The organism is Micromonospora sp. SL4-19 (assembly GCF_047921475.1).
Taxonomy (GTDB): Bacteria; Actinomycetota; Actinomycetes; order Mycobacteriales; family Micromonosporaceae; genus Micromonospora.
The window spans coordinates 1-25,184 of record NZ_JBLROB010000044.1; the positions used below are offsets into that span (position 1 = coordinate 1).

A 25,184-nucleotide genomic window follows, 5' to 3' on the forward strand; every position below is an offset into this window, starting at 1 on the left:
ACGGCACCAGGGCTGGCTCCCCGAGGAGATGAACCGCACCATCCACGGCGTCGAGCAGTGGCTGGCCACCGAATCCGGGCGGGTGATCACCTGCTCCGGCTACATGCGCGACCAGGTCACCCGGCTGTTCGACGTACCGGCCGGCCGGATCGACGTGGTCCCCAACGGGGTCGAACCGCAGCGCTGGCGGGTGACCGAGGACATGGTCACCGCCGCCCGCGCCCGCTTCGCCGGGAACGGCCCCCTGGTCACCTTCGCCGGCCGGCTGGTCTACGAGAAGGGTGTGCAGCACCTGCTCGCCGGGCTTCCGGCGCTGCGCGAGCGGCACCCCGGGCTGCGCGCGGTGATCGTGGGGGACGGCCCGTACCGGGCGGCCCTGGAGGCCGAGGTGCACCGGCTCGGCCTCGGCGACGCGGTGTGCATGCCGGGCTTCCTCGGCGGCACCGACCTGCCCGCGGTGATGGCCGCCTCGGACTGCTTCGCGGTGCCGAGCATCTACGAGCCGTTCGGCATGGTCGCCCTGGAGGGAGCCGCGGCCGGCGCGCCCCTCGCGGTGTCACGGACCGGCGGGCTTGCCGAGATCGTCGAGCCCGGCGTCACGGGGATGACCTTCGCCCCGCAGGACCCGGACGGGCTGACCGAGGCGGTGCACGCGCTCCTCGCCGACCGTGGGCGCGCCCGCTCCCTCGCCCGGCGCGCCCACGCCATGGTCCACGAGCAGTACGCCTGGCCGGCCATCGCGTCCCGCACCGCCGCCGCGTACGGCGCCGCCATCGCCAACGACGCCGCGTTCACGGCCGAGCGGGCCGAGCAGCGGATGGCCCTCGGCCGGGCCCTGCCGCCACTGCCGGAGGGCAACCTGCTGGCCGCCGCCGGCCTCCGCTGAGGCGTACACCGGGCGGGCGACCACGAGGTCGCCCGCCCGACGGCGGCCGGCGGGTCACCGGGACGGGTCAAGACAGGTCGTCGTGCGGTCATGATCTTCCGTCCGGGCTGGTCACGGCGGTGTCCATCGGACAGACTCGCGTGGATCATGTCGGGACGAGGTCCGAGGAGACGCGGGTGCGGGTGCTTCTGGTGGAAGACGACCTGCGAGTCGCATCCGCGTTGGCCGGAGCGCTGCGCCGGCGGGGCTACGCGGTCACCACGGCCACGACCGCGTCGGAGGCGGCCGCGGCCGGGCCGGCGGATCTCCTCCTGCTCGACCTCAACCTGCCCGACCGGGACGGTCTGGAGTTGTGCCGGCAGATCCGCCGACGCAACGAGACGGTCGGCATCATCGCGGTGAGCGCCCGGTCCGAGGAGCGGGACCGGGTGGCAGGGCTACGCGCGGGTGCCGACGACTACGTCGTGAAGCCGTTCTCGATGGCGGAGCTGCAGGCCCGGATCGAGGCGGTGATGCGCAGGGCGGCCCGCGCCACGCGAGTCGAGGCGACGCTGGAGGTCGGCGACCTTCGGGTCGACCTCGACGCCCGGCGGGTCTGGCTGTCCGAACGGGAGGTGAGCCTGACCCGCAAGGAGTTCGAGCTGCTGATGGCGTTGGCCCGGCGGGCGGGAACGGTCGTGTCCCGGGACCGGCTGCTGATGGATGTCTGGCAGACCACCTGGAACGCCGGGCACACCCTCGACGTCCATGTCGCGGCCCTGCGAGGCAAGCTCGCCGACGCCGGCTTGGTGGAGACCGTACGCGGAGTGGGCTACCGGCTACGGCCCGAATAGGCCGGTGCGAGGGGTCGCCGGGCGAATCTCAGATCATCCTCAAGAAAACCAGCGCGGTCGACCATGGACCGCGTGGCTGGGGTGTGCTGTCCCCACCGTGTCACCCCACCTGTTCTGGAGCTTCTATGAGAGACAGACGGACGACGGCAATCTTCTCCGTCCTGCTCGCCGCCAGCCTCGCGGCGGTCACCGGGCCGATGCCCGCACACGCCGAACCGGCGGCTGCCGTGGTGCAGGCCGAGCCTAACCAGGTACAAGGCCTCACGGTCGTACAGGCCGACGGCTACGCCACCCTCGCGTGGACGCCGGTTGCCGGCACCACCGACTACCAGATCGAGCGCACTCCGGTCGCCGCCGACAACTCGGCAACCGGCCCGGCCGTGATCACCGGTGTCTGGCGGCCGAACCGCCAGATCAACAACGAGTCGCCGACCTTCGCCGACTCGGGCTACAACCCGGGCGCCCGGTTCCAGTGGCGGGTGCGCGCCCGCTTCGGGACCACCGCGCAGCCGTACTCGGAGCCGGTGTTCGCGACCACCTCGGCACCGTGGGGCGACCCGAACGTGCCGGGCGAGAACCTGCGGACCCAGTGGGAGACCACCCTGGCGGCGCAGTACACCAGCGACGTCAACGAGTACGCCTACACCGCGGCGCTCGACGAGGCGAGCGACCGCGTCCGGGTGACCGAGATCGGCAAGACCGTGCTCGGCCGGCCGATCAACATGTTCGTCCTCGGCTACCCGACGCCGCCGGCCACCGCGGCGGCCGTGGCGGCCACCTCGCCGCTGCTGATCAACTGCAACGTGCACGGCAACGAGCCCGGTGACCGGGAAGCCTGCCTGATCATGGCGCGCAAGCTGGCCTTCAGCAACGATGCCCGCACGATCGACCTGCTGTCCCACACCACCGTGCTCATCGTGCCGACCATCAACGGCGACGGCCGGGCGGCGAACACCCGGGGCAACTCCACCGGGCAGGACCTGAACCGCGACTACTCGCTGATCCGCCAGCCGGAGAACGCCGCGTTCGTGGCGATGCTGCGCGACTACCACCCGGTGGCCAGCTACGACGGTCACGAGTTCGGCAACTCCAACGCCGGTGACCTGCCCATGCTGCCGCCGCGGCACCAGAACGTGGCCAAGTCGATCTTCGACGAGTCGCAGCACATGATCGAGGGCCACATGTACACCCAGGGGGCCAAGGACGGCTGGTGGCCGTGCCCGTACGGGTGCAGCGGCGGCGGGGCCGTCGGCCTGAGTGAGGAGACGATCCTCCGAAACACGGCCGGGCTCAAGAACGTGGTCAACTCGCTGCTCGAGCTGCGCAGCTCCGGTGGCCCCACCCGCCCGGACGAGGGCAACACGGCGAACAACCGGCGGCGTAAGACCTTCTCCGCGCTGTGGACGTTCAACCAGTTCCTCGACTACCACCGGGCGAACCTGAACGCGATCACCACGGCGCGGGCCGAGGCGATCAAGTTCCAGGTGTCGAACACCGGCCGGATCGTCTTCCGCGGGTCCCGCCCGATCGAGGCGTACCCGGCCCCGCACCCGGGCGAGGCCCCGCCGCCGATCGACGCCCCGAGCGCCAACCTGATCCTCGACAACGCGCCGTGCGCGTACAAGCTCACCGAGGAGCAGTACAACGGGGCGCGCACCGACGGTCCGGCCGGCCTGCGTACCACGGTGGCCGAGCGCATCGCCGCGCACGGCTGGCAGGTCGTCAAGACCGCCGACGGGTACGTCGTCCCCCTGAACCAGCCGGAGCGGGGCCTGATCCCGCTGCTGCTCGACGGGCAGGGTGTCGAGAGCCTGGTGGCCGGCGAGCGGGTGTACCCGACCCTGACCGGCAAGCACAACGGCAAGCTGGTGGTCTCCGGCTTCGCCTGCCTGAAGGACGCCACGGTGAACGGCCCGGTCCGGGTCCAGCCGGGTGCCACGCTGATCGCGACCGGCTCGTCGTTCACCGGCCCGGTGGAGGCCAGCGGTGCCGCGGGTGTGTTCCTGACCAACAGCACGGTCACCGGCCCGACCCGGATCACGGAGACGGCCGGCCCGGTGGTGCTCGTCGACGTCAAGGCCGACGGCCCGGTCGAGCTGGCGAACAACCGCGGTGGCGCGCCCCTGGTGGCGGCCAACACGGTGACCGGCCCGCTGCAGTGCAGCGGCAACACCGCGGCCCCGGCCAACCTCGAGGTGGCCAACGCGGTGCAGGGTCCGAAGAGCGGCCAGTGCGCCGGTCTGTGATCCGCTGATCGTCGTACCGGCTGGGCCGGCCTGCGGGCCGGTCCGGCCGGTACGGCCCAATTCGACCTGGAGAAGACGCAGTGGACCAGCTTGCCACCGCACCATCCCGGCCCCGCCGGCCGGGCCGTCGCGTTTCACGACGCCGGTTGGCCGCGCTCGCCGCGGTGGGCCTGTCCCTGACGCTGGCCGGCGCGGCGTGCTCCGGTGCCGGTTCCGGTACGGCGGGCCGCGCAGCCGCAGCGACCGGCGGTGCGGCCGCGCCGTCGGTCGCCGTCCGTGGGTCGCTCTGTGACGCGCTGCCGTCGGGCGCCGAGCCGGGCAACCCGTCTTCGCTGGCCGCGGAGCCGCCGGAGGCGGCCCTGCAGTGGGTGCCCGTCCTCACCACGTTCGAGGCGGCGGTACGTGCCGCGGGCATGGCGAGCGAGCTGCACCGTGCGTCCGGGGTGACGATCCTCGCCCCTACCGACGACGCGTTCGAGGCGCAGTTCTCCGAGGACAACCTGGACGAGCTCTTCATCGACGACAAGGACAAGCTGCGCGGCCTGCTTCGCGAGCACCTCGTCGCCGGATCGCTGTCGCTGTCCGACCTGGTGGCCGCCGGCGAGGTCACCACGCTCGCCGGTACGAAGATCAGGGTGACCGGCGGCGACACGACGGCCCGCCTGGCCGACAAGGCCGACACCGTGTGCGCCGACTACCGGGCCGCCGACGCCCGCATCCACATCATCAACCGGGTGCTCGGCAACCTGCCTGTCACCGCGGGCACGGGCGGCCACAAGAGCCACTGACCCGCGCACCCGCGTACGCGAGAAGGCCGCCGACCCCCGCGGGGGTCGGCGGCCTTCGTCGTCAGCCGGAGGTCAGCGCTCGGCGGCCGGGACGTAGTCCCGCGCGGCGTAGCCGGTGTAGATCTGCCGCGGGCGGCCGATCTTGGTTTCCGGATCGTTGATCATCTCGCGCCACTGGGCGATCCAGCCGGGCAGTCGGCCCAGCGCGAAGAGCACCGTGAACATCTTGGTCGGGAAGCCCATGGCCTTGTAGATCAGGCCGGTGTAGAAGTCCACGTTCGGGTAGAGCCGGCGGGAGACGAAGAAGTCGTCGGCGAGGGCGATCTCCTCCAGCTGCATCGCGAGGTCCAGCAGCGGGTCCGGCTTGGCCATCCGGACGAGCACGTCCTGGGCGGCCTTCTTCACGATCGCGGCGCGCGGGTCGTAGTTCTTGTAGACCCGGTGGCCGAAGCCCATCAGCTTCACGCCGTCCTGCTTGTCCTTCACCTTCCGCACGAAGGAACGGACGTCGCCGCCGTCGGCCTGGATCTTCTGGAGCATCTCCAGCACGGCCTGGTTGGCGCCGCCGTGCAGCGGGCCGAAGAGCGCGTTCACGCCGGCCGACACCGAGGCGAAGAGGTTGGCGTTGCTGGAGCCGACGAGGCGCACGGTCGAGGTGGAGCAGTTCTGCTCGTGGTCGGCGTGCAGGACGAACAGCATGTCCAGCACGCGGGCGACCACCGGGTCGACCTCGTACGGCTCGGCCGGCACGCCGAAGGTCATCCGCAGGAAGTTCTCGACGTAGCCGAGCGAGTTGTCCGGGTACAGCAGCGGCTGACCGATCGACTTCTTGTAGGCGTACGAGGCGATGGTCGGGACCTTCGCCATCAGCCGCACCGTGGACATCTCCACGTGCTGGGAGTCGAACGGGTCCAGGCTGTCCTGGTAGAAGGTCGAGATCGCGCTGACCGCCGAGGAGAGCACCGCCATCGGGTGCGCGTCGCGCGGGAAGCCGTCGAAGAAGCGGCGCATCTCCTCGTGCAGCAGCGAGTGCCGCCGGATCCGCTCGCTGAACTCGGTCAGCTGCTGCTGGGTCGGCAGCTCGCCGTAGATCAGCAGGTAGGAGACCTCCAGGAAGGAGGACTTCTCGGCCAGCTGCTCGATCGGGTAGCCGCGGTACCGCAGGATGCCCGCGTCACCGTCGATGTAGGTGATCGCGGAGGAGCAGGACGCGGTGTTGACGAAACCGGGATCGTAGGTGGTCATCCCGGTTTCCTTGAGCAGGGTGCCCACCTGTATCCCGGCGGGACCCTCGACCGCGGACTGCACCGGCATCGACAGCTGCCCACCGGGGTGGTCGAGCTTGACTTCCGTCATCTGTTCCTCGCTTCGCCGGCAAGATCTTCTTTGAGTTGCCTTCGCTTTTACCGTAATCACGGTCTGGAGGACACTGCTCGTCGTGGTTCCGTGGTGAGGTGTGCGTCACCCGATTCCCGACTGGCCGGCTCGGAAACCGGTGGGAGCGCGACCGCCCCGGCCGATTGGCCGGGGCGGTCGTCACGCTGTCGGGACGCGAGATGCCTGCTCAGGACAGGGCGAGGCGGCGCAAGCTGCCGTCGGCGCCCACCCGGTAGATGTCCAGGCGGTTGGCCCCGGGGGCGTAGAGCCGATCGTCGGGGAGGAAGGCGGCGAACCGTCGGCCGCCCTTGTCGGTCGGGACGACCGGGACCACCGCGCCGATCGTGCCGTTGACCGCTACCGCCAGCTTCGTCCCGTTGGGCACCGAGGCGGGCACGGTGCCCCAGACCAGGGCGGGCAGCTCGCCGTCCGCCGGGTCGACGGCGCGGAACGCGGCGAGGTTCGTCACGGTGGCCGTACCGCCGCCGGGTTTGTTGCCGACCCGGGTGCCGACCAGCGGGTCCGGGGTGGGCGTGGCGGGCGGGGACGGCACCCCGCCGGTGATCGCCACGGGCTGCCCGGGGCGGTCGTAGAAGCGCTTGTCGGCCTGCTCGCGTGGGGCCTGCTTCGCCGAGCGTCCGTCCATCCGCCAAGGGATCTTGATGTGCGTCTCGTCGGCGATGGTGGGCAGCAGGTCCACGTGCTGCCAGTTCCGGTCGTCGATCCGGCCGGCCTTCTGGCCGGGCTCCTTGACGAACATCGGCACCCAGGCGACCTGGTCCGCGGCGTGGTTGATGGCGTCCATCCCCCGGCCCTGCCAGTCCCGCTTGAAACTCACCCCGTGGTCGGCGGTGACCAGCACGAGGGCCTTGTCGTAGAGGCCGGTGGCGCGCAGGGTACGCAACGTCTCGCCGATCAGCCGATCGGTGTAGCCGAGCTGGGCCAGGTGGCGCTGGCGGGCCAGGTCCACCCAGCCGGCGCCGTCGTTGGGCAGGTCGTCGGGGGCGGCGTAGTGCGCCCCGGACGGCAGGTACGCCCACGGCGCGTGCGGCATGAGCAGGTGCAGGAAGTGCAGGGTGGGCCGGGACGACGGGCGCAGCCCGGCGAGGAAGCTGGTGAACCGGGCCGGCTGGTTGTCGTTCAGGGTGTCCCAGCGGAACTTCGGGTCCGCCGGGACCGGCTCGGCGGCGTCCACCCTCGCCTCGGCCCGGGTCAGCTCCCGGTAGGACCCCTCCGGGTCGACCTGGCTGTCCATCGGCGCGGTGACCTGGCGCAGCAGCTTGCCGGTCTCCCGGACCAGCACGCCGAGCCCCTGCTGCGGGCTGGCCGGCTGGTCACAGCGGCTGGGCGGGCAGAGCCGGGTGATGCTCTCCTCGGCCTTGATCTCGTACAGGCCACCGAGGGCGGTGAACAGGTTGTCCGGGTACTGCGAGTAGTGCGGGGCCACCGACTCGGCCGGATAGCGGCCGGTCAGCATGGCCGGCAGTGCGTACGGCGTCCAGCCGCTGACGCCGGTGGCGTTGCGGTACCAGGTCGAGCCTGCGGCCAGCTCGGCGAAGTGCGGGTACCGGGTGGCGTCGATCTGCCCGTCCGGCCCCAGCAACGAGACCAGCGGCAGCTCGTCCAGGACGATCATCACGACCGGCGGGTGGGCGCCCGCGCCGGCCACCCCGGCGGCCCCGGCGTGGCGGTGGGGCAGCACCACCGCCGAGGCCGGTGAGGCGAAGAGGAAGAGTCCGACGAAGATCGGCGGGCCGATCGCGGCCACCCGCAGCACCCGACCCGGCACCCGCCATCGCCGGTGCGCGGTCGCCCCGGCGGCGCCGGCCAGGCCCGCCGCCAGCAGCAGCGGTACGCCCCGCAGCGGCGTGGTGTGCCGCCCGACCTGGACGGCCAGCGCGGCCAGCAGCAGCCCCACCACGAGCGTGTGCGCGGCCGCCCGGGGGATCCGCCCGGCGAGCAGGCTGGCCGCGCCGAGCAGGGCGAACGGCACGGTCGGCACGATGGCGATCAGGGCCACCAGGAGCAGCACGTCGGCCGGCGAGGCGCGATGGAACAGGAAGAAGTCGGGGCTGCGGCCGAGCACGTCCAGCAGCGGCTGGGTGACCACCAGTCCGACCAGCGCCACGACCTCCAGCAGCCGGCCCAGCTCACTGCGCCACGCCCCCCTCCACGCGCGCCGGCGGCGGGACCGCGCCGGCGCGACCGGTCGGACCTCGGGCGGGACGAGGGTGCGCTCAGCCATGGACCACCACCTGGTAGAGCGTCCGGGTACCGGCCGGCAGCTCGACCCGGCGGACGGTCCGGCCGTGCGCGGCGAGCAGCGACTCGAACGCCTCGCGCCGGTAGTCGGGGAAGAGTCCGCCCGGCTTGTTGGCCAGCAGTCGGCGGGCCATCGGGTCCTCGGGATGGACGAATTCCACGACCAGCGAGCCGCCGGGCGCCGTCAGGCCGGCGAGCTGGTCCAGCACCCCGGCCAGCGGCACGTTCCGGCCGATCGCCAGGTGATGCACCACCGCCAGGGCGAGGACGACGTCGGCCTGCGCCCGGTCGGCGAAGGCGGCCCGCTCGACGCCCCGCCAGCCCCCGCCGGGCGACGGATCGGCCAGGTCCATCACCAGGGGCAGGATCCGGCGCTCCCCCTCGTTTCGCAGCGCGCGGTAGAGCGCGTCGAGCACCGCCGGTTCCTGCTCGACCGCGACCACGTAGTCGGCGTGCCGGGCGGCGATCCGGGCGTACCGGCCGTCATTGGCGCCCAGATCGAGCGCCAGCCCGGGCGCGGTCGCGGCCACCGCCCGGTCGACGAAGCTCTCCTTCGCCTGCCGGTCGGGCACGGAGTACGCGCAGGTGCGCTGGTAGTCCGACCAGTGGCTCTCGCCCGGTCGGTGGTCCAGCCGGCGGACCAGCTTCTCGAGGCCGCGTACGGTCGCCAGGGCCAGCTCGCGGGAGTAGCCGGCGGCTCGCAGCTGGGCGCGGACGTCGCTGGTACTGGCGTGGGCGTTGCGGGCCTGCATCGCGCCGTGCAGGTGGACGTGGGTCGGCACCCCGGCGCGCAGCCGGCGGGCGCCCCCGAAGAGGCGGCGCATCTGGTCCGGCTCGATGCCGTCGATCCGGGCCCGGAGCCAGGGCTGGAAGTCCAGCCCGAGATGGGCCTGCAGCAGCAGCGGATAGAGCAGCGTCTGGCAGAACTGGCGATAACCGGCCCAGGGCTCCCCGTCGCGGGCCGGTTCGAACGAGCCGACGTCGATGAAGACCGGCGAGGCGCCCCGCCACTGCAGGTTGTAGGCCGAGCCGTCCTTGGTGGTGAAGCCGGCGGCCAGCGCCGACCGCAGGACCTCCAGGTGCAGCAGGGCCGCGTCGCGCAGCATCCCGAACGACCACTCGTACGGGTGGGACACGAACGGGATGCGCTCGTGCCGCAGCACCGCGGCCCACCCGACGTCGACCGGGGTCGGGACAAGTTCCTCGGTGCCGCACACCTTGCCCGCGGCGATCAGGTGCCGGAAGAAGTCGCTGGCGGCGAGGGCTCGCCAGTCGCGGGCGGACCGCTCGTCCAGCCCGCGCAGCACCTCGTCCCGGCGGTGGAAGACCCGGTTGCCGGGGTCGCGGAAGGAGCCCGGCTCCACCCGGAGGCCGGCGTCGGGGACGGCCACCCCGGTCAGCCCTGGTCCGTGGGCTGCCGGCGGAACCGGGCCACCAGCCGTCGCCAGTAGACCTTGACGGCCACCGCCGCCCCGGCCACGCCGCCGACCACCGCCTGCACGATGAGGCTGCCGGATCCCGAATCCAGGTAGGCCAGGTGCGTCACGGCTGCTCCCTTTCCCTCGCCGTTGATGGAGACCGGCCCGATATGACGGCTTTCATGCCTTAAGCCGGACTTGTCCCCCACCGTACGCCGCCGGGGCGGGGCGCGGAGGTCGCACCGGTCACTGCACCCCTGTCCGTTTCGTTCAAGACACCGGCCCCCACCGGTCCCTACCGTGGCCGGCATGACACCGAACTTCGACCTCATCGGCATGGTCGTCACCGACATGGGCCGCACGCTGGACTTCTACCGCCGGCTGGGGCTGCCGGTCCCACCCGACGCGGAACGGGAACCGCACGTGGAGGTGACCCTGGACAACGGCGTCCGGCTGGCCTTCGACACCGTGGCGACGATCCGCGGCTTCGACCCCGGCTTCACCCCACCCGGCGGCAGTCCGCGGACCAGCCTGGCCTTCCGCTGCGCCGACCCCGCGGAGGTCGACCACTGGTACGCCGAGCTGACCGCCGCCGGCCACCACGGCCACCTGCCGCCCTGGGACGCGGACTGGGGCCAGCGGTACGCGGTGCTGCACGACCCGGACGGCAACGGCGTGGACCTGTACGCGCCCCTCAAGACGGACTGACCCGCGTCCGCCGGCGACGGGTGGAGGCGCAGGTCAGGTGGGATCCATCGGCAGCAGCCGGGTCGGGGGCACGCCGGCCAGCCCCGTCACCTCCCGGGTGAGGTGGGCCTGGTCGGCGTACCCGGCCAGCGCGGCGACCTCGGCCAGCGGCGTGCCGGCGCGGGCCAGGTCGAGGGCCCGGCGCATCCGCAGGATGCGGGCGAGGGTCTTCGGGCCGTAGCCGAAGAGGAGCTGGCTGCGCCGATGCAGGGCCCGCGCGCCGAGGCCGACCTCGGCGGCGGTGGCAGCGACGGTCGCCCCGGCCGCCAGCCGGGCGGCGACCCGCGCGCCGAGCGGATCGGGGCCGCCGCCCGCGCGCAGCCGCGCCACCGCGACCGCCTCCAGCACGGCGGCGACCGCCGTGGCGTGGCCGGGCCCGGGGTCCAGCGGTTCGGTGTGGGTCGCCGCGGCGCTGGCCGGAACGACCGCGGGCACCGCGTCCACCCGGTCGGCCAGCTCGACACCGGCCCGGCCCCACAGCTCGACGAGGGGGATCCGCCGGTCCCGCAGTTCGTCGGCCGGGACCCCGAAGACGGCGGGGCCGACGCCGGGCGGCAGGCGCAGCCCGACCCAGCGCTCGCCCGGCACGCTGACGGAAAGGTGGGCGGTCCGGTCCGGACCGGCGACCAGCAGGCCTACCCGGCTGGACCAGAGCAGGTCCAGGCAGCCGTCGGGCAGCACCCGGGCCGGTGTCCCGCCCGCGGCGGCGCTGTGCCAGGCCACCGCCCCGCGGATTCCGGCCACCGCCCGTTCCCGGTACATGCCATCACCCTGCCACGCCTACCCACGACCACGAAGCTGTCGTCCGACGCCCGGAAGGGCACGACGACAGCCTCGTGGCGCAGGGCCCGGGTCACGGGCGGCGGTGATGCATGGCCAGGCGGAGCAGGGTGAACCGGAGCGCGGTGGCCGCCAGGTTCGCGGCGACCAGGACGACCAGCTCCAGCACGCCGGGCGGCGAACCGGAACCGGCGTGCAGGAGCGCCAGCGAGCCGCTGGTCAGGGCCAGACCGAGCGCGAAGGCGACCAGCCCCTGGAGGTGGTGCCGGCCGGCGTGGCGGCGGCCCGTCACGCCGAAGGTGAGCCGCCGGTTGGCGGCCGTGTTGCCCACCGCGGTGACCAGCAGCGCCAGCAGATTCGCCGGCTGTGCCCCGAGCGGGCCCCGGGCCAGTACGAACAGCGCCAGGTAGGCGAGCGTGCTGGCCACCCCGATGGCGGCGAACCGGACGAGCTGCCGGGGCAACCCGACCGGCACCTGCGCCGGTGGCGGGTGCAGCGGCGCCCGGCCGACCTGCGCCCGCAGCTCCGCCAGGGGCAGCGCCCCGGTCACCAGCGCCCGGCCCAGCCGCGAGATGCCGCGCAGGTCGGCCAACGCGGTGGCGACGATGTCCACCCGGCTGTCCGGGTCGTCCACCCAGTCCACCGGCACCTCGTGGATGCGCAGCCCGGCCCGCTGGGCCAGCACCAGCAGCTCGGTGTCGAAGAACCAGCCGGTGTCCTGGACCAGCGGCAGCAGCCCGGCCGCCACGTCGGCGCGGATCGCCTTGAAACCGCACTGCGCGTCGGAGAAGCGCACCGCGAGCGTCCCCCGCAACAACAGGTTGTAGCCGCGGGAGATCACCTCCCGTTTGGCGCCCCGAACCACCCGGCTGGTCCGCGCCAGCCGGGTACCGATGGCCAGGTCGGAGTGGCCGGAGATGAGCGGCGCCACCAGCGGCAGCAACGCCGCCAGATCGGTGGAGAGATCCACGTCCATGTACGCCAGAACCGGCGCCGGCGAGGCGGACCAGGCCGCCCGCAGCGCCCGGCCCCGCCCCTTGGCGTCCAGGTGCAGCACCCCCACCTCGGGCAGTTCCGTGGCGAGCGCCTCGGCCACCGCGAGGGTGCCGTCGACGCTGGCGTTGTCCGCCACGGTGATCCGGAACGGATACGGGAAGTGCCCGGTGAGGTGGGCGTGCAGCCGCCGGACGCAGGGCTCCAGGTCGGCCTCCTCGTTGTGGACGGGAACCACCACGTCCAGCACCGCCGTCGGCGTCGTCGGCCCGGCCTGGACCGCCATCCGGGGTTCGCTCGTCCCGGTCATCTCAGCCCTGCTTTCCGCTGCTCAGGTCGTACAGGGTGACGCCGTCGACGGTCTTCGCGGTGAAGTGCTCGGCGACCCAGGTGGCGATCTCCTGGGAGGCGTTGCTGCCGCCGTTGGCCCGGAACCCACCGCCGCCGATGAAGTAGTGGATCCGCCCGTCGGCGACGTAGCGCTGGAACTGGGCCAGGGTCGGGGACGGGTCGCTGCCGTTGAAGCCGCCGATCGGCATCACCGGCCGCTCGGTGGCGAGCTGGTAGCCGGAGGCGTTGTTCGAGCCGACGGTCGCGGCCACCCAGGTGTAGTCGTCGGCACCTGCCTCCAGCAACGCCTTCAGCTCCGCGCTCGGCTCGCGAGCGTCGAGCAGCCCGCCCATGCCGCCACCGCGCGCCGACCGGCCGGCGCCGCCGGGGAACTGGCCGTTCCGCCCGGTGCCGCCGTTCTGGCCGACGCCGTTCTGGCCGGTGCCGTTCTGGCCGGTGCCGTCCTGGCCACCCGGGAAGCCCGGGAAGGCTCCGTTCGGACCGCCACCGGGGAACCCGCCGCGGCCCGGGCCGAACGCGCCCTGCACGAACGGGCCGGCGCTCGGGATCGAGCCGGTGTGGGCGGTCGACGCGGTCTGCAGCGAATACGCGACCGGGCCGGCGAGGGCGGCGGCCGCACCGAGCGCCAGCACCACCGGCGCCACCCGGCGGGGCAGTCTGTCGACGAGCAGCAGCAGCGCGGCGGCGGCCAGGCCGACCACCAGGACGGCGCTACGCAGCCACGGGTGCCAGTCGGCGCTACGCCCGAGCAGGTGCCACGACCACCAGGCGGTGACCGCCAGGGTGATGGCGAGCGTGCCGGTGGCGGCGAACGCCCGGCGTCGGTCCGGGGCCGCGGCGGGGGTTGTTCGGGCCCGCCACAGCAGGGTCGCGCCGATGCCGACCAACGCACCGACCGCCGGCGCCAGAGCCACGGTGTAGTACGCGTGGAAGATCCCGGACATGAGGCTGAAGATCAGCCCGGTGACCAGCAGCCACCCACCCCACAACAGCAGCCCGGCTCGGCTCCGGTCGGTACGCGCCGCCCGCCCGGCCAGCACCAGCCCGGCGACCAGCAGGATCAACGCGGCCGGCAGCAGCCAGGAGATCTGCCCGCCGACCTCGGTGTCGAACATCCGCAGCAGGCCGGTCTGCCCGGAGAACGGACCGCCGCCGCCCATCCGGCCTGGTCCGACGCTGCCCTCCTCGTCACCGGTGATCCGGCCCAGGCCGTTGTAGCCGAGGGTGAGCTCCAGGATGCTGTTGTGCTGCGAGCCACCGACGTACGGGCGGGCGCCGGCCGGGGCCAGCTCCACGATCGCCACCCACCAGCCGGCGGAGACCACCACGGCCAGCCCGGACAGCAGCAGCTGCCGGATCCGCCGCCAGAAGCCGGTCGGCGCGGCCAGCAGGTACACCCCGGCGAAGACCGGAATCACCAGGAACGCCTGGAGCATCTTGGTGAGGAAGCCGAGGCCGACCAGCGCGCCGGCCAGCACGATCCACCGGGTGCTCGCCGTCTCGACCGCGCGGACCGTCGCATAGGCGGCAGCGACCAGCAGGAACACCAGCAGCGCGTCGGGGTTGTTGAACCGGAACATCAGGGTGGCCACCGGGGTGACCGCGAGGACCGCCCCCGCGACCAGGCCGGCGACCGGGCCGTACCAGCGCCGGACGGCGGCGTACAGGACACCGACCGAGGCCACCCCGAGCAGCGCCTGCGGTACGAGGATCGACCAGCTGCTCAACCCGAAGACCCGCACGGAGAGCGCCATCAGCCACAGCGATGCGGGGGTCTTGTCGACGGTGATCGAGTTGGCCGCGTCGGAGGAGCCGTAGAAGAAGGCTTTCCAGCTCTCCGAGCCAGCCTGCACCGCCGCCGAGTAGAACGCGTTGCCCCAGCCCGAGGCGCCCAGGCCCCACAGGTAGAGCAGGCCGGCGGCCAGCAGCAGGGCGACCAGGGCCGGTCGCGTCCAACGGGGGTCGCCGCGCGGCGGTTCGGACGGTGGACGCACCGCCTCCGTCCGGACCGGATCCGGGGCGGGCACGGAGGCCGGGTCGGTCACGGTCGGCCCCGGCGTGGCCGCGGTCAGCAGGCTCTCGGTTCTGTCCATGCCGGCCAGCCTCGGACGGCCCGCTGGCCCGGCCCCATGAGCGACCTATGCGTCGGCTGTGGATCCCGGCAGCCGCACCGTGAACACTGTACGGCCGGGGCGACTGGACACGTCGACCCGCCCGTGGTGGGCCTCCACCACGGCGGCCACGATGGCCAGGCCGAGGCCGGTGCTGCCGTGCGCCCGGGAACGGGAGCTGTCGCCGCGGGCGAAGCGCTCGAAGACCTCCGGCTGGAGATCGACGGGGATACCAGGGCCGTCGTCGGCGACGCTCAGCTCGACGCCGTCTGCCACGGACGCGAGCCGGGTGGTGACGGTGGTGCCCGGCGGGGTGTGTACCCGGGCGTTGGCGAGCAGGTTCGCCACCACCTGATGCAGCCGGTGGGCGTCGCCGGTGACGGTGACCGGCTCGTCGGGCAGGTCGAGCTCCCAGCGGTGGTCGGGACCGGCCACGTGCGCGTCGCTGACCGCGTTCACCACCAGCGCGGTGAGGTCCACCGGCTCGGCCGCCAGGGGCCGGCCGGAGTCGAGGCGCGCGAGCAGCAGCAGGTCGTCGACGAGGCTGGTCATCCGGGTGCTCTCCGACTCCACCCGGCGCAGCGCGTGCGCCACGTCCGGCGGGACCTCGTCCCGGCCGCGCCGGGCCACCTCGGCGTAACCGCGGATCGCCGCCAGGGGTGTCCGCAGCTCGTGGCTCGCGTCGGCGACGAACTGGCGTACCCGGGTCTCGCTGGCCTGCCGGGCGGCGAGCGCGGCGGCGACATGGCCGAGCATCCGGTTGAGCGCGCCGCCCACCTGCCCCACCTCGGTGCGCGGGTCGGTGTCGGCCGCCGGCACCCGGACCGACAGCGCCACCTCGCCGCGATCCAACGGCAGCTCGGTGACCCGGCCGGCGGTGGCGGCGACCCGGTTCAGCGGGCGCAGCGCGGCCCGGACGATCAGCGCGCCGAGGCTGCCGGCGATCAGCAGCCCGGCGGTGACCACGCCCGCCTGCGCGAGGAGCATCCACATGACCGTCGCCTCGACCGGGGCGAGCGGGATGGCGAAGACCAGCACGTCACCGTCGGGCACCTTGCGGGCCACCGCGCGGTAGTCGCCGAGGTCGCCGACGTCGACGCTGCGCGGCGTGCCGTCGGCGGGCAGACGGGTCAGCGCGGCCACGTCGCCGGCCGGCACCGCGGCCGGAGCCTGGGCGCTCTGCTTCGACGCCGCGACCTGCCCACCGGCGATCCGGACCGCGATGGAGTCCGGGGGAAAGCCGGGCGGGAGCGAGGGCGGGCGGCTCTCGTCGTGCCGCTGTGGCAGGTCGAACGGAGACCGCCGGTCCTGCTGCCAGCGGGGCTGCTCGCCGCCGAGCTGGCTGTCGATCTGGGCGACCAGGAAGTGCCGCAGCGCCACCGTGGTGAAGCCGCCGATGCCGATGCCGACCAGGGCGAGCAGCGCCACCACGGAGAGCACCAGGCGCCGGCGCAGCGACCAGCCGACCAGCCGGCCACGCAGCCGCCCGGCCCGGTCACTCCGCGGGCTTGAGGACATACCCCGCGCCTCGCAGCGTGTGGATCATCGGGTCGCGGCCCGCGTCGATCTTCTTGCGCAGGTACGAGATGTACAGCTCGACCACGTTGGCCTGGCCGCCGAAGTCGTAGTTCCAGACCCGGTCGAGGATCTGCGCCTTGCTCAGCACCCGGCGCGGGTTGCGCATCAGGTAGCGCAGCAGCTCGAACTCGGTGGCGGTGAGGGTGATCAGGTTGCCGCCGCGGCGTACCTCGTGGCTGTCCTCGTCGAGGGTGAGGTCGCCGACGGTGAGCACGGCGTCCTCGCGGGCGGCGACCGCGAACCCGGAGCGGCGCAGCAGGGCGCGCAGCCGGGCGATCACCTCCTCCAGGCTGAACGGCTTGGTGACGTAGTCGTCGCCGCCGACGGTGAGCCCGGCGATCCGCTCCTCCACCGCGTCCCGGGCGGTGAGGAAGAGCACCGGCACGGTCGGGGTCTCCTCGCGCAGCCGGCGCAGCACCTGGAAGCCGTCGAGGTCGGGGAGCATCACGTCGAGCACCACCGCGTCCGGCTTGAACTGCCGCGCGGTGCTGATCGCGGTCATCCCGTTGCCGGCGGTGGACACCTGCCAGCCCTCGTAGCGCAGGGCCATCGAGAGCAGGTCGGTGAGGGTCGGCTCGTCGTCCACCACCAGCACGCGCACCGGTTCGCCGTCCGGTCGGCGCAGCTCGATCCGGCCCTGCGCGGCCTGCCCGTCCATGACCATGTCCCCCATCGTGGGCGTGTCCGCTGTGCCGAGCCTGTCCCGATCCTGTGTACCAGCTGTGCCGGTGCGGGGCGGGTCTCGGTCATGCCGGGCGGCGCCGGGGGCCCGAAACGGCCCCGGCGGGTCACTCGGTGACGCCGAACGGATCGGTGCGCACGTATCGCATCATCCAGGTGCCCCAGCCGTCCCGGTGGTCCCGTTCGTAGAGGTGGTCCGCCTCGCCGCCACCCGGGGCCGGCCGGTCGGGGTGGCGCATGACCCACCGCAGCGGCGGTTCCCCGTCCGGATCGGCCGGCAGGTCCCGGACCAGGTCGTCGGCGGGCCCGCCGACGAACCGTACGCGCACCAGAGCCACCCCGCGCCCTCCGCTTCCCGCCGAACCGCGACGTCACGACGCCCCTTCCGGGAAGCTACCCCGCACCGACGGCCTCCGGCCGCGGAAACCCCCGGCGGTTTGCTGGGCTGCGGGCCGGGGTACCGCGACCCGCAGCACCGGGCGGCGGTGCCGGACGAGGACGAGGAGACGTCGATGCGGACGTTGGGCGGGCGGTACGAGCTCGAACAGCGCGTCGGCGTCGGCGGGATGTCCGAGGTGTGGCGAGCCCACGACCTCGTCCTGGACCGGGCTGTCGCGGTGAAGCTGATCTCCCCGGGGCTGGACGGAGAGGCCGCCTCGGTGGAGCGGATCCGGGCGGAGGCCCGCTCCGCCGCCCGCCTGGTGCACCCGAACGTGGCCAGCGTGCACGACTTCGGCACCTCCACCGCGGCGGACGGCCGGGCGGTGCCGTACATCGTGATGGAGCTGGCCGAGGGCGAGACGCTCGCCGCGCACCTGCGCGACGGCCCGCTGGACTGGCGCATCGCGGCCCGGGTCTGCGCCGAGGTGAGCGCCGCGCTGGCCGCCGCGCACGCGCACGGCATCGTCCACCGCGACGTGAAGCCGGCGAACGTGATCCTGGCCCCGGCCGGCGTGAAGGTGCTGGACTTCGGCATCGCCACCCCGGCCGGCACGCCCGACCTCACCCCGGACGGGATCGTGCTGGGCACCCCGGCGTACCTGGCGCCGGAGCAGCTCGACCGGCAGCCGGCCACCCCCGCCGCCGACATGTACGCCCTCGGCGTGCTGCTCTACTACTGCCTGGCCGGCCGGCTCCCGTACGCCGCCGACAGCACCACCCGTTTCCTCGGCGCGCGACGGCGCCAACCGCCGCAGGCGCTGCCCGAGATCGACGGCCTGCCGGCCGAGGTCGCCGAGCTGTGCCGACGCTGCCTCGCCGAGGATCCGGCCACCCGGCCCAGCAGTCTGATGGCCGCGCTGCTGCTCGCCGAGGTGGTGGACGCCCGGGTGTACGTGCCGATGCTGGCGGCGCCCCGGCAGCGCCCGGCGGTGGTCTCGCCGTGGACCGACCGGGCGGCCGCCGAGGCGACCGAGGCGATGGCGGCCGACGCGGGTCCGGCCGGCCCGGCCCGCTGCTGACTCCCCCGACAAGGGCCCGGTTTCGCGTCACGGGGGCCGGGTAGCCGGGCGGGTGAGTGACGGGAGGAACGCGATGCCGGATCTGAGTTCCTGGCTGCACGAGAAGGCCACGGCGACCGCCGCGGGGGGTCACGTACGCACCGACGACGGCGGGCTCTCCTCGGCCCTGGCGTCCCCACTGGCGCCCCACTGCACCGGGCTGACACCCGAGCAGCTGCTGGCCGCGGCGTTCGCGTCCTGCCTGCACCACGCCGCGGTGGAGGCAGCCGCCGAGATCACCGACGAGGCGCACACGGTCAAGGTGACCGCGGAGGCGAAGCTCGGTCGCGACGACGACGGCCGGTACCACGCCGACGTGCACGCCGAGATCTCCTCCGCCGGGCTGACCCGCAAGCAGCTGGCCGACCTGGTCGCGTACGCCGATCGACTCTGGCCGTTCTCCAGCGGAGACAACAGCCGGCACCGGCTGACCGTCACGCCGGCGACGAACGGGCAGCGCTGATCGCTCACCAGCGGAAACTGGCGGTCACCGCCCGGTGGTCGCTGTCCGGGGTGTGCAACACCCCCGCGGTGGTGGGGGTGAGGCCCCGGTAGAGCACGTGGTCCGGGCGGGTCACCGGCAGCTCGGCCGGCCAGGTGAACCCGAAACCCTGACCGGCATCCGCCTGGGCGTTGCGCAGCAGCCGGGTGAGCGGGGCGAACACCCGGTCGGTGGTGGCGGTGTTCAGGTCGCCCAGCACCACCAGCCGGGCGGCGTTGTCGGCCCGCACGATGGCGGCCAGCGCGGCGAGGGTCTCGTCGCGGGTGACCGTGTGCCCGGCTCGGGCGGAGCCCAGGTGGACCACGTACACCACCAGGTCGCCCTGCGGGGCGGCGACCACCGCCCGCAGCGCCCGATCCCAGCCCAGCCCGGTGTCCACGCCGACCGAGTCGCGGATCGGCCACCGGCTCCACAGCGCGACCGTCGACACCGCGGCCCGGTGCGGGTACCGCTGCCGCAGCGCGGCATCGACCTGATCGTCGTCGTCGACCTCCTGCAACCCGATCAGGTCCGCGTCCGCGGCGGCGAGCGGACCGACCGTGGCGGCCGGGTCAGGGTTGCCGGAGCGCAGGTTCTGGCTGGCCACCCGGAGCGAGGCCGGCCCGGCGCCGGCCGCCGGCGGCAGCCAGGCTCCGCCGTAGAGAGCGGCCCAGACGAGCGCGGGGAGGAGCACCGCAAGCAGCGCCCGTCGGGAGCGGCGCAGCGCCGCCGCGAGCCCGAGCAGGGGTACGCCCAGCCCGAGCAACGGGGTGGCGCTGTCGACCAGGCTGCCCAGGCCGTGCACGTTGGGTACCGCACGGTGGCCGGCGAGCACGAGGGCCAGCAGGACGGCGACGACGACGAGCACCAGTCCCCGCCGGCCCCGGCGAGCGACCGGATCACCGGCGGCCGGCTCATCGACCATCTGCTCCGTCACCGTCCGCATCGTATCGAGCCGGGGTGCCCGCGGTGGCGGGGATCCCGATGAGCTCGGGGAGCCGCCGCGCTGCCCGCTTCGACGAAGCCCTCGTCTCCGGTCGGCGAGGGTACGCATCGGCCGAACGGAGGATGCCTGGTCGAGCCGCCCCGAAGATGATCATTAGACCGTCTTAGCCCACTGTTTCCGCTATTACCGACAAAACCGAAAAGCAACGAGCGCGGCTTTCATGATTCACCGAGCGTAATGCGGGTGCGGATCATGGCAAATTGTGACGCATGCCACCAACCACCCCGGTCGCAAGCGCCGGGAAGCTCTCTAGCCTCGGCGGGTGCATCCCGACGACTCCCCCGAGCAGAAGACGATCGAGAAGCGCCCAGCTGGCCGTGCGGCCGATGGCGCATCGGCCGAAAGGCGGGTCGGGCGGCATCGGGCCCCCGAGCCGCCACGCCGTGGTCGGCTCAGGTCCGCCGCCGCCCGGGTCGCCTTCGTGGCCGGCGTGGCGTGCTCTCTCAGCCTCGTCTGGCCGTTCGGCGCCGGCCACACCGGACCGCGTCGCGAGCCCGCCCGCGAGGTGCTGGCCGACCGCGCCGCCGCCGAGCAGCGCACCTCCCGCGACTTCGAGCGCACCGCGCCGCCGGTGGCCGTGCCGGTCACCCCGACCCCGGCCGCCACCCCGAGCCCGAAGCCGACGAAGAAGACGCCGAAGAAGCCCACCCGGCCGAAGCACCCCCGCCCGGTCGCCGGCCTGGACCAGCGCCAGATGGACAACGCCAAGGCGATCGTCGACGTCGGACTGGCCATGCGGATGCCGCGCCGCGCGCTCGTCGTGGCAATCGCGACGGCGATGCAGGAGAGCGACCTCTACAACCTGGCCAGCGACGTGCTCTCGGAGTCCTACAGCTATCCGCACCAGGGCAGCGGCGCCGACCACGACTCGGTCGGGCTTTTCCAGCAGCGACCCAGCAGCGGCTGGGGCACGGTCGCCGAACTGATGCGCCCGGCGTACGCGGCGCGCGCCTTCTTCACGGCGCTCAACGAGGTGCCCGGCTGGCAGGACCTCAGCCTCACCGCGGCGGCCCAGGCCGTGCAGGTCTCCGCCTTCCCCGACGCGTACGCCCAGCACGAGGACCGCGCCACCACCGTGGTCGCCGCGCTGGTCTGAGCCGGAACTCAGGCGGCGCTCCGCTCGGTCGATCCGGTCGCGGGGTCGCCGGGAGCGCCTGCGGCCACCCGGGTCGCCGGCACCCCGGCCGTGGCCGTCGGGGTGTCCACCGGCACCGGGTCGCCGCGTACCCCGGACAGCAGCTCCTCCACCCGGGCCTCCCGCCGCCGCCGGGCCAGCAGCGCCGCCTCGACGTCGCGGCGTGCCCGCACCGCCTCCGCGTACGCCTGCTCGCGCACCTGGCGGGCCTCCTCCCGGGCGGCCTCCAGCTCGCCGCGCGCCCGGGCCAGCAGCTCTGCGGCCTCCCGCTCCACCCCCGTCGCGCCGGCCCGGACGGCGGCCACGTCGCCGTCCGGCGACGCGGTGCGGCGGCACAGGAAGTCGCAGAGGTGCGACGCCTCCTGCCGGATCTGGTCCCACTCGCGGCCGGCACCGGCGGCGCTCTCCGCGCGCGCCGCCAGCCGAACCAACCGGATTCCCAGCTCATCCAGGCAGGAGTCCACCTGCCGCTGGTCGTAACCGGTCTCAACGACGGAGAACCTCATACTGTCGCCCCCCAGGCAGCCGGTGTTACTTCCCCACCTGCCGATCCTTAGGGTTGGCGGCCACGGGCGCGGCGGTTCCCGAAAATTGTTCAGTATCCGCGCCCCGGACTCCGGCGACTCCGGCTCAGGAGTGCTTCGGGAGCACCACCACGCGGCCGAAGAACTCGTCGATGCGGCGCACCACATCGTTGAAGTCGTCCAGGTCGATCGGCTTCGTCACGTACGCGTTGGCCTGCAACGTGTAGCTGCCGACGATGTCGGTGTCGGCGTTGGAGGTGGTCAGCACGACGATCGGGATGGTTCGCAGGTCCTCGTCCTGCTTGACCGCGCCGAGCACCTGCCGGCCGTCCATCCGGGGCATGTTCAGGTCGAGCAGGATGACGTCCGGGCGCCGGGCGCCGCTGTGCCGGCCCTCGCGCCGGAGAAACTCCATCGCCTCCTCGCCGTCGTTGACCACGTCGATGACCTTCTCGACGTCGGAGTCCTCGAGCGCCTCCTCGATCATCAGGACGTCCCCCGGGTCGTCGTCCACCACGAGGATGCGAACCGGGCTCGGGGTGGCTGAGGCCATGGGACTACCTGCTTCGTCTCGGCGGCGACCGGACCGGGTGGGGTCACCTGCTGGCGGCGAAATCTAGCCGATCACGGGCCCGGCCGGCGAGGCCGGGTCGGGCGCGTTCTCCTCGTACCGGAGGACCTCGGCCAGCCCGGTCACCTGGAGCACCCGGGCGACCCGACCGGTCGCCCCGGTGACCCGCAGCCAGCCGCCCGCCGCGGCGGCGCGGTTGTCGCCACGGACGAACGCGGCGATGCCGGTCGAGTCGCAGAAGGTGAGCTCGGTGAGATCCACCAGAAACTCCCGGTGTCCCTCGGCGGTCAGGCGGTCGATGGCGTCGTTCAGCTGTGGAGTGGTACTCAGGTCGAGCTCGCCGGCGAGCCGGAGGCAGGCCTCGCCCCCGTCCCGCTGGGCGTATGTGACGGTGAACGTCACCGTGGCCCCTCTCGCTCGCACGCCGGACGCTTGCGGTTCGGCAAGTATACGCACTGTCCCGGCCGTCGCCGGAAACCCCACGGGTCACGGGGTGGCCCCCGACCCTGGGACCAGGGGTCGGGGGCCGGGAGGGGTGGCTCAGGCGGCGGGGACCGGTTGCAGGCGTGGGCCTGGCTCGCGGAGCTCCCCGACCATGGGCGACTCGGCGTCCTCCGGGGCACCGGAATCGGGCGTATGGAAGAGATAGCGGACGAAGGACACACCCGCCTCGTTGTCGTCCGCTCCGGGCCACTGCCCCACACAGTCGACACCGACCACCTCGCGGCCGGTGCCGTCCGCCTCCTCGAGCAGCGCCCACAGCGTCACCGGGTAGCAGCGGGTGGCCTGCGGCGTGACCTGCCACCGCGCGTACCAGCCGGGGCGGGCGGGGACGATCTCGATGATCCTCTTCATGGCGACCTTCCCTTCCGCGTGCGTCGGAAGTCTTCCGGTCCACCTCGATGGTGGAGCACCCCTGGGTGAGCGCCCCTCACCCCCGGCGAATGAAGCTCGCCGCCCTCCGCCGGCCCCGTTTCCTTCCCTGCAGCGCCGGGAACGCGACCGGCGCAAGGCGGAACCGACCAGGAACGAGGTGCGACGATGCGCAAGCAGATGGAGGGCGACAACAAGCGCCGCCGGGCCCTGGCCCGAGAAGCCCGGGAGCGCGGTCGGCGGCCGAGCCAGACCGGCGCCAGCTTGAGCGCGTCCAAGCAGGTCACCTCGCTGGACCAGCGCGACCGGTCCGGCCCGCCGCCGGCTGGGCGGCACAAGCCGAACACCAACCGGGGCGGTCCCGCACCGCCGCCGGCCGGCGTGCCGGAGCGCCCGCGGCCCCTTCCGGAGCGGACCCCGAACGCCGCGGGGGTCACCACGGTGGGCTACCGGGATCTCGTCGACGGCGTCAGCCGGCGTGCCGGGGTCGACTTCTCCACGGCCAAGGTGGCGGCGGAGGCGACTGTGCTGGCGCTGGCCCGGGCGCTCGACGAGGCCGAGCGCGAACGGCTGCTCGAGGCGGTGCCGATGAAGCTGCACGACGTGGTGCCGGTGGACGGCATCGGCCGGCACCGGGACCTGCCCGGCTTCCTGGCCGAGGTGGGCCGCCGCAGCCGCCTCACGCCGGAGCAGGCGCGCTACCAGGCCGAGGCGACCATGGCCGCGTTGGCCGACGCCGACGGTGATCTGGTCGAGTCGCTGCGCGTACCGGACGGGTTGCGGGACCTGCTCGCGCCGCCGGAGGCCGGCGGGGGCCTGGTGGGCCCGACGTCCGCCGCCGCACCGCTGAACGAGCAGGAGCTACGCGACGCGCTCGCTGGGCTGCCGTACTGGTCCAGCGACCGGCAGTCGCTGGTCCGCACCATCGAGCTGCCGGCCGGGAACCTGGACCGGGTGCTCGACCAACTCGACCAGCTCCGGGTCGAGACCGGGCGCGGCCCGCAGATCGGCCGGCCCGAACCCGACAGCGCCCTGATCACCGTGCGGACCCGGCAGGTCGACGGGGTGACGGCGCAGGACGTGGACCTGGCCGGGCGGGTCGACAACGCCATCGACGAGGCCGGTGCCGGCATGAACGCCGGCTGAGCCGCACCGGGCCGGCGGGCACCCGCCCGCCGGCCCGCCGCGGTACGGGTACCGTTGCCCGCCGTGGGCAGCGCGGAGGGTCTGGAGATCGTCGTCGACCGGACCCGGTCGACGGGGCGTACGCTGCTCGCCGCCGGGGTCGAACAGTCCTACGTCGACGTCGCCGACCCGCGCCACCTGCACTTCGAGTACGTCCGGCGGATGGCCGCGGTGGTCGACCTGGCTGCCCCGCCGGACCGGCCGTTGACCGTCCTGCACTTGGGCGGCGGCGCGCTCACCCTGCCGCGCTGGCTGGCCGCCACCCGTCCCGGCTCCCCGCAGCGGGTGATCGAGCGGGACCCGGCGGTGGTCGAGCTGGTCCGCCGTGACCTGCCTCCGGTGCCGGCCGACGTCGCGGTGGAGATCGGCGACGCCCGGGACGCGGTGACCGCCGCGCCGGCCGGCGCGTACGACCTGGTGATCGCCGACGTCTACCGGGCGGCCCGGATGCCGCGGCACGTGGCCAGCGTCGAGTTCGTCGCCGAGGTGGCTCGGGTGCTGCGTCCGGACGGCGTCTACCTGGTCAACGTCACCGACCTGCCGCCGCTGGTGTTCGCCCGCGCCCAGGCGGCCACGCTGCGCGCCGTCTTCGCCGACGTCTGCCTGGTCGCCGACCGCCGGATGTTGCGCGGCCGGCGGTACGGCAACCTGGTGCTCGCCGCCGCCCACCACCCCGACCGGCTGCCGGTACGCCGACTCGTGGTCCGCGCCGCGGGGGACCCGGTGCCCGGCGGCGTGCTGCACGGGGCGACCCTGGACGCCTTCGTCGCCGGCACCCGCCCCGCCACCGATGCCGGCCTCGCCGGCACCTGACCACAAGCGGGTTTCTCCGCGTCGCCGTGGTGATTCTCTCGTACCT

General features: G+C 73.7%; 25 protein-coding genes. 10 read left to right on the forward strand and 15 right to left on the reverse strand.

All coding sequences use genetic code 11. The features are described 5' to 3' along the window. From ACNAVT_RS29685 to ACNAVT_RS29700, 4 genes are all read left to right on the forward strand, one after another. The coding region (locus ACNAVT_RS29685; RefSeq protein WP_416301058.1) for a glycosyltransferase family 4 protein at nt 1-886 on the forward strand (886 nt) is incomplete at its 5' end. Between the two features lie 176 nt (nt 887-1,062). Then, a complete protein-coding gene (locus ACNAVT_RS29690; protein ID WP_416301059.1) occupies nt 1,063-1,719 on the forward strand; it encodes a response regulator transcription factor in 657 nt (218 codons plus the stop codon). A gap of 125 nt (nt 1,720-1,844) precedes the next feature. Continuing rightward, entirely contained in the window at nt 1,845-3,965 is a 2,121-nt protein-coding gene (locus ACNAVT_RS29695) for a M14 family zinc carboxypeptidase (protein ID WP_416301060.1), read from the forward strand. An 80-nt stretch (nt 3,966-4,045) separates the two neighbouring features. Then, nucleotides 4,046-4,753, forward strand: coding sequence for a fasciclin domain-containing protein (locus ACNAVT_RS29700; RefSeq protein WP_416301061.1), 708 nt, complete (start codon nt 4,046-4,048; stop codon nt 4,751-4,753). A 72-nt stretch (nt 4,754-4,825) separates the two neighbouring features. On the opposite strand, the gene ACNAVT_RS29705 is transcribed toward ACNAVT_RS29700, so the two are convergent. From ACNAVT_RS29705 to ACNAVT_RS29720, 4 genes are all read right to left on the reverse strand, one after another. After that, nucleotides 4,826-6,109, reverse strand: coding sequence for a citrate synthase (locus ACNAVT_RS29705; protein WP_416301063.1), 1,284 nt, complete (start codon nt 6,107-6,109; stop codon nt 4,826-4,828). A gap of 208 nt (nt 6,110-6,317) precedes the next feature. After that, nucleotides 6,318-8,375 carry a sulfatase-like hydrolase/transferase gene (locus ACNAVT_RS29710; RefSeq protein WP_416301065.1) on the reverse strand — a complete coding sequence of 686 codons (2,058 nt, stop codon included), beginning with the start codon at nt 8,373-8,375 and terminating at the stop codon, nt 6,318-6,320. Beyond that, complete coding sequence (locus ACNAVT_RS29715) at nt 8,368-9,783, reverse strand: class I SAM-dependent methyltransferase (protein ID WP_416301066.1); 1,416 nt, start codon at nt 9,781-9,783, stop codon at nt 8,368-8,370. Before ACNAVT_RS29715 ends, ACNAVT_RS29710 begins: the two co-directional genes overlap by 8 nt. A 5-nt stretch (nt 9,784-9,788) precedes the next feature. Beyond that, nucleotides 9,789-9,938, reverse strand: coding sequence for a hypothetical protein (locus ACNAVT_RS29720; protein ID WP_416301068.1), 150 nt, complete (start codon nt 9,936-9,938; stop codon nt 9,789-9,791). A 181-nt stretch (nt 9,939-10,119) separates the two neighbouring features. Between ACNAVT_RS29720 and ACNAVT_RS29725 the strand changes: the two genes are divergently transcribed. Next, nucleotides 10,120-10,518, forward strand: a complete 399-nt coding sequence (locus ACNAVT_RS29725) for a VOC family protein (protein WP_416301070.1) — start codon at nt 10,120-10,122, stop codon at nt 10,516-10,518. Between the two features lie 33 nt (nt 10,519-10,551). On the opposite strand, the gene ACNAVT_RS29730 is transcribed toward ACNAVT_RS29725, so the two are convergent. From ACNAVT_RS29730 to ACNAVT_RS29755, 6 genes are all read right to left on the reverse strand, one after another. Beyond that, complete coding sequence (locus ACNAVT_RS29730; protein ID WP_416301072.1) at nt 10,552-11,319, reverse strand: helix-turn-helix domain-containing protein; 768 nt, start codon at nt 11,317-11,319, stop codon at nt 10,552-10,554. Between the two features lie 91 nt (nt 11,320-11,410). Continuing rightward, nucleotides 11,411-12,640 (reverse strand): glycosyltransferase, encoded by a 1,230-nt coding sequence (locus tag ACNAVT_RS29735; protein ID WP_416301074.1) that lies wholly within the window; start codon nt 12,638-12,640, stop codon nt 11,411-11,413. A gap of 1 nt (nt 12,641) precedes the next feature. Beyond that, nucleotides 12,642-14,774, reverse strand: a complete 2,133-nt coding sequence (locus tag ACNAVT_RS29740) for an ArnT family glycosyltransferase (RefSeq protein WP_416301076.1) — start codon at nt 14,772-14,774, stop codon at nt 12,642-12,644. Between the two features lie 45 nt (nt 14,775-14,819). Further along, the gene (locus tag ACNAVT_RS29745) at nt 14,820-16,310 is read right to left on the reverse strand and encodes an ATP-binding protein (RefSeq protein ID WP_416301078.1); all 1,491 of its coding nucleotides are present in this window, start codon (nt 16,308-16,310) and stop codon (nt 14,820-14,822) included. After that, nucleotides 16,288-17,028, reverse strand: a complete 741-nt coding sequence (locus tag ACNAVT_RS29750) for a response regulator transcription factor (protein WP_416301125.1) — start codon at nt 17,026-17,028, stop codon at nt 16,288-16,290. Before ACNAVT_RS29750 ends, ACNAVT_RS29745 begins: the two co-directional genes overlap by 23 nt. A gap of 130 nt (nt 17,029-17,158) precedes the next feature. After that, a complete protein-coding gene (locus ACNAVT_RS29755; protein ID WP_416301080.1) occupies nt 17,159-17,380 on the reverse strand; it encodes a hypothetical protein in 222 nt (73 codons plus the stop codon). A gap of 183 nt (nt 17,381-17,563) precedes the next feature. On the opposite strand from ACNAVT_RS29755, the gene ACNAVT_RS29760 reads away from it, so the two are divergent. After that, nucleotides 17,564-18,511 (forward strand): serine/threonine-protein kinase, encoded by a 948-nt coding sequence (locus ACNAVT_RS29760; protein ID WP_416301082.1) that lies wholly within the window; start codon nt 17,564-17,566, stop codon nt 18,509-18,511. A gap of 73 nt (nt 18,512-18,584) precedes the next feature. Continuing rightward, nucleotides 18,585-19,013, forward strand: a complete 429-nt coding sequence (locus tag ACNAVT_RS29765; RefSeq protein ID WP_416301084.1) for an OsmC family protein — start codon at nt 18,585-18,587, stop codon at nt 19,011-19,013. Nucleotides 19,014-19,017: 4 nt separating this feature from the next. Here the strand turns inward: ACNAVT_RS29765 and ACNAVT_RS29770 are convergent, their stop codons facing one another. Beyond that, complete coding sequence (locus ACNAVT_RS29770; protein ID WP_416301086.1) at nt 19,018-19,968, reverse strand: endonuclease/exonuclease/phosphatase family protein; 951 nt, start codon at nt 19,966-19,968, stop codon at nt 19,018-19,020. A 331-nt stretch (nt 19,969-20,299) separates the two neighbouring features. Here ACNAVT_RS29770 and ACNAVT_RS29775 point away from each other — a divergent pair, with 331 nt between their 5' ends. Further along, nucleotides 20,300-21,133 carry a hypothetical protein gene (locus ACNAVT_RS29775; RefSeq protein ID WP_416301088.1) on the forward strand — a complete coding sequence of 278 codons (834 nt, stop codon included), beginning with the start codon at nt 20,300-20,302 and terminating at the stop codon, nt 21,131-21,133. 8 nt (nt 21,134-21,141) lie between these two features. On the opposite strand, the gene ACNAVT_RS29780 is transcribed toward ACNAVT_RS29775, so the two are convergent. The 4 genes from ACNAVT_RS29780 to ACNAVT_RS29795 all read right to left on the reverse strand — a co-directional run bounded on the left by ACNAVT_RS29780 (nt 21,142) and on the right by ACNAVT_RS29795 (nt 23,122). Then, the gene (locus ACNAVT_RS29780; protein ID WP_416301090.1) at nt 21,142-21,678 is read right to left on the reverse strand and encodes an ATPase; all 537 of its coding nucleotides are present in this window, start codon (nt 21,676-21,678) and stop codon (nt 21,142-21,144) included. 124 nt (nt 21,679-21,802) lie between these two features. Next, the gene (locus ACNAVT_RS29785; RefSeq protein ID WP_416301091.1) at nt 21,803-22,249 is read right to left on the reverse strand and encodes a response regulator; all 447 of its coding nucleotides are present in this window, start codon (nt 22,247-22,249) and stop codon (nt 21,803-21,805) included. 63 nt (nt 22,250-22,312) lie between these two features. Then, complete coding sequence (locus tag ACNAVT_RS29790) at nt 22,313-22,669, reverse strand: STAS domain-containing protein (RefSeq protein WP_416301093.1); 357 nt, start codon at nt 22,667-22,669, stop codon at nt 22,313-22,315. Between the two features lie 138 nt (nt 22,670-22,807). After that, entirely contained in the window at nt 22,808-23,122 is a 315-nt protein-coding gene (locus tag ACNAVT_RS29795) for a hypothetical protein (RefSeq protein WP_416301095.1), read from the reverse strand. 186 nt (nt 23,123-23,308) lie between these two features. Here ACNAVT_RS29795 and ACNAVT_RS29800 point away from each other — a divergent pair, with 186 nt between their 5' ends. Both ACNAVT_RS29800 and ACNAVT_RS29805 read left to right on the forward strand, forming a co-directional pair. After that, nucleotides 23,309-24,286 carry a DUF2267 domain-containing protein gene (locus tag ACNAVT_RS29800; RefSeq protein ID WP_416301097.1) on the forward strand — a complete coding sequence of 326 codons (978 nt, stop codon included), beginning with the start codon at nt 23,309-23,311 and terminating at the stop codon, nt 24,284-24,286. 63 nt (nt 24,287-24,349) lie between these two features. After that, a complete protein-coding gene (locus ACNAVT_RS29805) occupies nt 24,350-25,138 on the forward strand; it encodes a spermidine synthase (protein ID WP_416301099.1) in 789 nt (262 codons plus the stop codon). Nucleotides 25,139-25,184 lie beyond the last annotated feature (46 nt).